Below are 9,079 nucleotides of genomic sequence, written 5' to 3' on the forward strand. Positions count from 1 at the left end.
CGGGCGCCCTGCTGATGCTCCTCGGGGGCCTCGGAGTGGCATCGATCACCCTGGGCGTGCTGGAGGCGGCCGGCATCGACTGCCAGATCGACGGGATCGAGACGATCGAGGGCGGAATGCCGAACGGCGGGCGGGGCGGCGGACAGCGCGGGAGCATGGGGCTTCCGACCGGGGTCCGGTCCGCGCTGGGGTGGGTGGTGCGCGAGGCGACGACGAACGTCCTGCGGCACGGGGACCCGCGGCGGTGCACCGTACGGCTGTCGGAGCAGCCGTCGGAGACAGGAGAGTACGGAAGGCCCGTAGGGTCCGGGGAATCCGTAGGCTCCAGGGAGTTCAGTGGCTGGGAGGCGGTTCTGATCGTGGAGAACGACGGCGTGGCGGGGACCGATCCGGCCGGGGGCGCCGCCGGACAGCGGGCGAAGGGTTCCGGGCTCGCCGGGCTGCGGGAACGGCTGGTCGCCGTGGACGGCACGCTGGAGGCGGGCCCCACGAAGGGCGGCGGCTTCCACCTGACGGCACGGATCCCGCTGCCGGAACAGCCACGGCCACGGTCCCGACCGGGATCAGGGCGGGGGCCGGGGCCGGGGCCGTCGTCCGGGTCGGGCGCGGGGCCGATGGGCGCCGGCGAGGGCGCGGGCGCGGAGGTGGCGGTCTGATGTCCGTACCGCCCGAGTCCTCCGTACCGCCCGAGCCGTTCGAGCCGTCCGTACCGTCCGAGCCACCCGTGACGTCCGTGCCGCCCGTGTCTTCCCAGCCGCCCGTGTCTTCCCAGCCGTCCGGTGCTTCCGCCTCCCGCCCCAGCGTCCCGGTACGGGTCCTCCTGGCCGATGACGAGCACCTGATCCGGGGCGCCGTGGCCGCGCTGCTCGCCCTTGAGGACGATCTCGTCGTCGTCGCCGAGGCGGCCACGGGACCCGAGGCGCTCGCGATGGCGCGGGCCCACCGTCCCGATGTCGCCGTGCTGGATCTCCAGATGCCGGGAGCGGACGGTGTGAAAGTCGCCACATCCCTCCGGGCCGAACTGCCCGGCTGCCGGACGATGATCGTGACGAGCCACGGCAGGCCCGGCCACCTCAAGCGGGCGCTGGCCGCCGGGGTGCGCGGCTTCGTGCCCAAAACGGTCAGCGCGCGGCAGCTCGCCGAGATCATCCGCTCCGTCCACGCCGGTTACCGCTTCGTGGACCCGGAGTTGGCCGCCGACGCGATCTCCGCCGGGGACTCGCCGCTGACCGCCCGCGAGGCCGAGGTCCTGGAGCTGGCGGTCGACGGTGCGTCGATCGCGGAGATCGCCGAGCGCGCCTCCCTCTCGCAGGGGACCGTACGGAACTACCTGTCGTCGGCGGCCACCAAGCTGGGGGCGGAGAACCGGCATGCGGCAGCGCGTCTCGCACGCGACCGGGGTTGGGTATAGTTGGCCTCGCGCCACCGCGCAACGGTGCGGAAGCAGAGCGGCGCATGCGGACGTAGCTCAGTTGGTAGAGCGCAACCTTGCCAAGGTTGAGGTCGCCAGTTCGAACCTGGTCGTCCGCTCAGAGAACGAGAAGCCCCCGGCCGAATGAATCGGCCGGGGGCTTCTCGCTTACCCCGCTCCAGCGGTCCTGCCCGCTCTACCAGCTCTTGCCGGTGAGAAGTTCGTACGCCTCCAGGTACTTCGCGCGGGTCGCGTCCACGATCTCCTGCGGCAGCGGGGGCGGCGGCTGCTCGCTCGCGCGGTCCCAGCCGGAGGCGGGCGAGGTCAGCCAGTCGCGTACGTACTGCTTGTCGTACGAAGACTGCGCGCGGCCCGGCTCCCAGGTGGCGGCCGGCCAGAAGCGCGAGGAGTCGGGCGTCAGCACCTCGTCCGCGATCACCAGGCGCTCTCCGTCGAAGCCGAACTCGAACTTCGTGTCGGCGAGGATGATCCCCCGGTCGCGCGCGATGTCCCGGGCCCGGCCGTAGACGTCGAGGGTCGTCCGGCGCAGCAGGGACGCGTTCTCGGTGCCGATCAGGCGCACCACCTCGTCGTACGACACGTTCTCGTCGTGGTCCCCCACGGCCGCCTTCGTCGCCGGGGTGAAGATCGGGGCGGGCAGCTCGGAGCCGTCGACCAGCCCTTCGGGGAGCGCGAGCCCGCAGACGGTGCGGGACTCCTGGTACTCGGCGAGGCCCGAGCCGGTGAGGTAGCCGCGTGCGACGCACTCCACCTGGATCATGTCGAGCGACTCGCAGACGAGGGTGCGGCCGGCCCAGTCGGCGGGGGCGCCCTCGGGGACGTCGGTGGAGATCACATGGTTCGGGACGAGGTCCGTCAGCCGTTCGAACCACCAGAGCGAGAGCCGGGTGAGGACCCGGCCCTTGTCCGGGATCTCGGTGGGCAGGACCCAGTCGTACGCGGACATACGGTCGCTGGCGACCATCACCAGGTGGCCCGCCTCGTTCCGGTACAGATCACGCACCTTGCCGGTGTGGATGTGCACCAGCCCCGGCACCTGAAGGGGCTCGGGCTTTTCTACGAATCCGGACACCGTTCCTCCGCGTGGTTATGTCCGATCAAGGAGATCGTCTCGATTCTCCCGTATGCCGGAAGCCGCAGCTCGCGGGGGTGGGCGGAGAGATCCGGGAGTCAGGCGGGCGTCCGGGGAGGCGGGCGGACGTCCGGGTAGGCGGGCGGACGTCCGGGGAGGCGGGGCGGTCAATCCCGTTTGCAGATCCGGTCGAGGAGGTTGGCGGTCGCACGCTGGATCCGCGGGTCGACATGGCCGGGGCGGTCCAGCGCCGGGGACCAGGCGAAGGTGCCGGAGGCGAAGACGAGGGCGCCGGACGGGGCGCGGTAGAGCGAGGTCTCCTGGTGGCGCTTGGTGTTCTCGCTGTCGCGGTACGGGGAGTGCGCGAGCAGGATCCGGTTCTGGTGCTCGGGCAGCGCCGTACGCGGGAAGTACCGGTCCGCCTCGCCCGCGACCAGCCCCGCGATCTCCTCGCCCTCGGCCACGCCGACGGCCTCCCAGAGCCAGTGGCCGGCGTTCCGTACGACGAGCGGGTGCGGCTCGGGGACCCGGCCCGCGTACTGGATGCCGAGAAGCTGCTGCTCCGCCCGGTCCACCTCACGCCAGAGGGCGGGGCGCCCGGGGCCGCGGCGCTTGCGGCAGGTGAGGAGGCGGTCGGGGACACCGGAGGCCGAAGGGCCCAGCTCCACCTGCCAGTAGAGAGAGTTGGCGGAGAGGAAGACGAGCGAGGTGCCGTGGTCGCGGGCGGCTTCGACGGTGGTCCGCATGGGGACGGACCAGTACTCGTCGTGACCGGGGAAGATCAGGCCCCGGTAGCGGGTGGGGTCGACACGGCCCGCGTGCAGGTCGCGGGCGTCGGCGTACGCCAGGTCGTAGCCGTAGCGCTCGGCCCAGCGGATGAAGTCGTAGGCATGGCCCACATGGAGGGGCAGTCCCGCGCCCGCGTAGGGGCGGTCGAAGGAGACGGTCGTCGCGGCGTCCTGCTCGCCGAGGAGCCGGCCCTGCTCGTCCCAGGCGTGGTAGAGGCTGGCGCCGGTGTGGCCGTCCTCGGGATAGAGGTTGTACGCCTGCCAGGTGATGTCGGGGAGCAGGAGGAGCAGATCGGCGGGGTGGCTGTCGCGGACCGTGAAGGGGATGTGGGAGCGGTAGCCGTCGACCGTGGTGAGGACGGCGACGTAGGCGCCGAGGGACCAGTACGACGGGATCTGGAGCCGCCAGGAGAGCCACCAGTGGTGGCAGGAGACCGTGCGGTCGACGGCGAGCGGCGCGGACTGGACGATGCCGGAGAGGCGCGGGCTGGTGGTGATCTTGCGGGCGCCGTCGCCGCCGTAGTGCCCGATCCGGTAGATGTCGACGAAGAACTCCTGCGGCGGGTCGACGGTGACGTGGAAGTCGATCGCCTCGCCCGGGGCCACGGCGCCGTTCGAGGCGAAGCCCTTGATCTGGCGCCGTACGTCGTCGGCGGTACGGGGGCCGCCGCTGCGGCCCGCGCCCAGCGTCGGGTCCGCGTACCAGGGGACGACCTGGCCGGTGTCGTCGATGTAGTTCTCGCTGCCGCGCAGCCAGGGCAGCGGGCCCTGGCCGAACGGGTCGCTCACCGCGTGGGCGAGAGCGCCCGATTCCCATCGCCGGATCTGGTCCGCCCCCATGGTGCGCCCCTCCTCCGTGCCGCCGCGCCCGCAGGGGGCACGGATGTTGATGCACGCCTCGATACGTGCGCCGACGCGCCGGTAATACGACGGTAATACGGCCGTTTGGCCGGTCGGTGACGCGGTCGACGGTCGGCTCCGGACACCAGCACATCACAAAACGCGTGTGGCCCGTCACCGTTCGTCGTGAATTGACGTGAACGGAATACATCGCTCCGGAACGTGGGTCGGCGCGAGCCGGAGAGGCCATGGAGGGACGAATGCACATGTACAGGCATGAAAGGGAACGGGCGGTGACAAGAAAGGGGAACATATTCGGCCACCGGGAGTGCGGTGCTCGCGGAGGGGCTTCGGCGGGTGTGCGGTCAGGGGCGGGGGCGGGCCTGGAGCGGGGGCGGGCCTGGGGCGTACGGCCGGCCTACGGGTGCCGGTACGGCCGGCCTACAGGTGCCGCCCCGCCCGTACGCCCCGGGGCTCACACGAGGCGTACGGGCTTCTCCGCGCGGACGCCGAGGGAGGCCAGCCACGAGCGGAGCGGCTCCGCGTCGCCGCCCTCGACCAGGCTGAGGACGCGCCCGCCGAGATCGGCTCTGCGGACTCCGTCGACCAGCAGGGCCGGGCCGTCCAGCCAGTCCAGGCCGGGGGCGGCGCCCGCCGTGTCGACGGCGGAGCAGCAGACCATCGCCGTGACGTGGTCGGCGAGCAGTTCGCGGCCGGTGCGCGGCGGCTGGAGGGGGAGGAGGGGCAGCGGGTCGGTGCCCCAGAGCGCGAGGGCGTCGCCCCCCGCCTCGGCGGGGGCGACCGGGGCCGCCGCTTCCTCCCTGGCCAGCTCGGCGCTGATGCCGGCGGCCAGGGCCGCTCCGGTCTCGCCGTCCGTGTCGGCGGGGCGGGAGAGGTGGTCCATGACGCGCGCCAGGGTGGGCCCCGGTGCGGGAACGGAACTCCCGGTGCCCACGCCCGTACCGACACCGGCGCGGATGCCCGTACCGGCACCGGAACCGGCACTCGTGCCGACACCGGAACCGACGCCCGAACCGACACCCGCGCCGACGCCCGAGCCGATGCCCGCGCCCCGTGCCGTACCGACCCTGGAGCCGACCTCCATGCGGTCCAGGACGCGGTGCAGCCGGGCGGCCTCCGTACGCCACTTGCGGTCGACGACCTCCTCCGGATACTGCTGCCAGTCCACCGGGGACCAGTCCGGGCCCCCCTCGGCCGGGCCGCCGTGGAAGAGGCGGGCGGCGAGCAGGGAGGCCGCCTCGTCGACCGCGCCCGGTTCTTCGAGCAGGTCGCAGGCGGGACGCTCGCCGAGCCGGGAGGCGAAGCCCTCGGCGAGGCGGTCACGGCGGGACAGCTCCGTCAGGGCCGAGACCACACCGGCGTCGAGCCGGGAGGGCCAGCGGCCCATCCGCCAGGCGGGCAGCGCGACGCGCGTGAGCAGCCGGTCCCACCCCGCGTACGCGAGGCCCACCTGCTCCTGGGCGACGATCCGCAGTCCGTAGTCCACCGCCTGGGCGCGCTCGGACGCGGCGGCGGCCACCCCGCGCTCCATCAGCGCGGCATGCTCGCCGCAGCCGCGCAGCAGCACCCGGGCCACGCGCGCGACCGCGCCGAGGGCCACCCTGCGGACCGGGCCGAGGCCCGGGGCGGACGCGACGGCGACCGCCGCGTCGAGCCCCCGGACGAAGCGCCGGGCAGCCGCTATGTCCGGATGCGCGGAGAGTCCCGTACCGGCGACGACCGGGGCGAGGACGGCGCGCAGCTCGGCGACGCGCATCCACCAGAGGAAGGGCGAGCCGATCACGAGGACGGGCGTGGCGACGACCGGGCGCCGGGCGCCGCCGCCCACCACACCGCCCCCGGTGCCGGAGACCGGTCGCGCGGCCGATTCGACGACCGGTCCGGCGGTGGGCGCACCGGCGGGGCCGGCCGGTCCGGCCGGCGGCGGAACCGCCCGGCCGAGTGCACGGCCGAATATCCGTTCGCGCGGCCGGTCGTGCCCGGGATGCGTACGGTCCTCCAGCCAGCTATCGCAGTCCGGGGTCAGCGCTATGGCGGAGGGTGCGGGGACGTCGAGACGCTCCGCGAGATCGCGCACCAGACGGTAGAGATCGGGCGCGGCCTTCTCCGAGACCGCGACGGTGGGGCTGAGAGCGGGCCTGGCACGGACGACGACGGCGGCGACGGCGGCGGCCAGCGCCAGCACGACGACGGCGAGAACCGTCACCGCCCAGCGCGCGGCGTTCCACCCCGCGCCGGCGAGATGCCCCGTCGCCCCGCCTGCCAGCAGCACGACGGCGACGGCCGCGGGCAGCAGCGCGACGGCCAGCGCCCGGCCGCGCAGCCGCAGCACGGCGAGCGCACGGACCCGGGCACCCTGAGCGCCCAGCTCTTCACCGATCCCGGAACCGGACATGGTCGGACCTCACCCCCTCTGCCGTGTCGGCTGCGTTGCTCACTCCCCCACTGTGGCACCCGCCACTGACATCGCAATGCCGGTGGGCCAAGTGCCGGAACGCATGCGCCGCACCCTAGTTGGACCCCGAAGAGCCGTCATCCGGATGGCCCAACCGTCACCCGATGGAATGGCTCTGGTCAAAGCTGCTGACGAGCGGCGCCCTGGGGCTACCCGCGCGTAGATGAGCCGCGGACGCGACGGTGAGCCGCGTGCACGACCGCGAGCCGCAGCCCGGCGACGGGGCTGCGGCTCGCATACGTACAGAGAACTACGGCGGTGGTGACGGAGACCGCCCGGATCAGCCCTCCCGGACGTCCGCGGCGGCGCGCGCGATGTCCGTACGGTGCTGGGAACCGGCGAGGCGGATCCGGCCCAGCGCCGTGTACGCGCGCTCGCGGGCCTGTGTCAGGTCCTTGCCCGTGGCCGTCACGGAGAGCACGCGCCCGCCGGCGCTGACCACCGTGCCGGCGTCGGTGGCGCCGCCTTCCCGCCGGGTTCCGGCGTGCAGGACGTACGCGTCGGGTCCATCCTGGTCCGCGACCTCGGCCAGCCCCTCGATCGGGTCGCCGGTGCGCGGGGTGTCCGGGTAGTTGTGCGAGGCGACGACCACCGTGACCGCCGCGTCGTCGCGCCAGGCCAGCGGGGGGTGCGCCGCGAGGTTCCCCTCGGCCGCCGCCAGCAGGACACCGGCCAGCGGGGTCTTGAGGCGGGCCAGGACCACCTGGGTCTCGGGGTCGCCGAAGCGGGCGTTGAACTCGATGACCCGTACGCCGCGGCCGGTGATCGCGAGGCCCGCGTACAGGAGTCCGGCGAACGGCGTGCCCCGGCGGCGCAGTTCGTCGACCGTGGGCTGCAGAACGGTCTCCAGGACCTCTTCCACCAGCTTGGGATCGGCCCACGGGAGCGGGGAGTACGCGCCCATGCCACCGGTGTTGGGGCCCTCGTCGCCGTCGAGCGCGCGCTTGAAGTCCTGCGCGGGCTGGAGCGGCAGGACCGTCTCGCCGTCGGTGATCGCGAAGAGCGAGACCTCGGGTCCGTCGAGGAACTCCTCGATGACGACGCGGCCGCAGGCGAGCCCGTGCGCGCGGGCCACGGCGAGGTCGCCGGTCACCACGACGCCCTTGCCGGCCGCGAGCCCGTCGTCCTTGACGACGTAGGGCGGGCCGAACGCGTCGAGCGCGTCGTCGATCTGCTGCGGGGTCGTGCAGACGTAACTGCGTGCCGTCGGTACGTTCGCCGCGGCCATCACGTCCTTGGCGAACGCCTTGGAGCCCTCCAGCTCGGCGGCCTCCTTCGAGGGGCCGAAGCAGGGGATGCCCGCGTCCCGTACGGCGTCGGCGACCCCGGCGACCAGGGGCGCCTCGGGTCCGACGACGACCAGCTCCGCCCCCAGCTCGGTGGCGAGGCGGGCCACGGCCGCGCCGTCCAGCGCGTCCACCGGGTGCGACTCGGCCACCTCGGCGGTGCCGGCGTTGCCGGGCGCGCAGTGGAGAGCGGTGACCTCGGGGTCGAGGGAGAGAGAGCGGCACAGGGCGTGTTCGCGGGCGCCGCCGCCGATGACAAGGACCTTCACGAGGGGCAGCCTAACCGGGCGGGGGCGCCGGCCCGTGTGCGGGCCATGGGACGAGACGCCGAGGGGCGGTCCGTCATTCGTTCGTATATTCCTCCACCACGGTCGCTCCCAGCTCGCGCACGATCAGGTCGTGGCCGGAGAGGGCGGAGTCGACGAGATCCGGATCGTCCTCCTCCGCCGTGTCGTCCTCCGGGGCCACGGTGTGCGGCGGGGGCGGGGCCGCGGGTCTGTTGTCGGGGCGCGGCGGCTCGGGGCGGGCGGGCGCGGGCGCGGCGGGCCGCGATGCCTGGGACGTCGGCGCGGGCCCGGATCCGGAGCCGGGACCGGGACCGGGGCCGGGGCCCGGTCCCTGGGCCGGGCCGGGGCCCGAGGGAGCGCCGTAGCCACCGCCGCCGGGCGGAGCCCCGCCTCCGGCGGGCGCGCCGTAACCACCGCCGGGAGCCCCGTAGCCCCCGCCGCCACCGCCACCGGACGGTGCCGGGGGCGCGGTGCCGCCGGACGGGTCGACGATCGCCTCGATCTTCCACTGGACCTGGAACTGCTCGGCGAGGGCCTGCTTGAGCACCGCCTCGCTGCCGCTGCTCGTGAAGTTGTCGCGGGCGCCCGCGTTGATGAAGCCGACCTGGAGTGTCGTCCCGTCGAACCCGGCGACCTGCGCGTTCTGGCTGAGCAGGATCCAGGTGAAGCGGCGGCGGTTCTTGACGGCCTCCAGGATGTCCGGCCACATGTGCCGTACCTGCCCGGCGCCCTGCGCCATCCCCGGACTCGCCGCCCCCGCGCCGGCGCCCGCGGCCGGGCTGGCGCCGGGTGCGGGCGCGGCGGCGGACGGCGGGGTCGGCACGGCGGCCGGCTGGCGCACGCCCTGCCCCGGCGTGGAGGCGGTGGGCCAGCCACCGGGCGCCGCCCGGTCTCGGCG

General features: G+C 74.2%; 6 protein-coding genes, 1 tRNA gene and 1 pseudogene. 3 read left to right on the plus strand and 5 right to left on the minus strand.

Features of this window, described 5'->3' with window-relative positions:
• Positions 1–35 precede the first annotated feature (35 nt).
• The 3 genes from ACFTZC_RS35950 (at position 36) to ACFTZC_RS35960 (ending at position 1,530) form a co-directional block, all read left to right on the plus strand.
• Positions 36–656 carry a sensor histidine kinase gene (locus tag ACFTZC_RS35950; protein WP_382897274.1) on the plus strand — a complete coding sequence of 207 codons (621 nt, stop codon included), beginning with the start codon at positions 36–38 and terminating at the stop codon, positions 654–656.
• Entirely contained in the window at positions 656–1,411 is a 756-nt protein-coding gene (locus ACFTZC_RS35955) for a response regulator (protein WP_382897277.1), read from the plus strand. The genes ACFTZC_RS35950 and ACFTZC_RS35955 overlap by 1 nt, the downstream gene beginning before the upstream one ends.
• Before the next feature lie 46 nt (positions 1,412–1,457).
• Positions 1,458–1,530: transfer RNA gene (locus ACFTZC_RS35960), tRNA-Gly, on the plus strand.
• A gap of 77 nt (positions 1,531–1,607) precedes the next feature.
• On the opposite strand, the gene ACFTZC_RS35965 is transcribed toward ACFTZC_RS35960, so the two are convergent.
• The 5 genes and pseudogenes from ACFTZC_RS35965 to ACFTZC_RS35985 all read right to left on the minus strand — a co-directional run.
• Complete coding sequence (locus ACFTZC_RS35965) at positions 1,608–2,504, minus strand: phosphoribosylaminoimidazolesuccinocarboxamide synthase (protein WP_382897279.1); 897 nt, start codon at positions 2,502–2,504, stop codon at positions 1,608–1,610.
• Between the two features lie 167 nt (positions 2,505–2,671).
• A complete protein-coding gene (locus ACFTZC_RS35970; RefSeq protein ID WP_382897282.1) occupies positions 2,672–4,132 on the minus strand; it encodes a N,N-dimethylformamidase beta subunit family domain-containing protein in 1,461 nt (486 codons plus the stop codon).
• Positions 4,133–4,607: 475 nt separating this feature from the next.
• Positions 4,608–6,548 (minus strand): hypothetical protein, encoded by a 1,941-nt coding sequence (locus ACFTZC_RS35975; protein WP_382897283.1) that lies wholly within the window; start codon positions 6,546–6,548, stop codon positions 4,608–4,610.
• 340 nt (positions 6,549–6,888) lie between these two features.
• A complete protein-coding gene (gene purD / locus ACFTZC_RS35980) occupies positions 6,889–8,163 on the minus strand; it encodes a phosphoribosylamine--glycine ligase (protein ID WP_382897286.1) in 1,275 nt (424 codons plus the stop codon).
• A gap of 73 nt (positions 8,164–8,236) precedes the next feature.
• Positions 8,237–9,079: pseudogene (locus tag ACFTZC_RS35985) on the minus strand (DNA polymerase III subunit gamma and tau); the annotation flags it as partial.

The sequence above is a fragment of the Streptomyces sp. NPDC056987 genome, assembly GCF_042673865.1.
GTDB lineage: Bacteria > Actinomycetota > Actinomycetes > Streptomycetales > Streptomycetaceae > Streptomyces.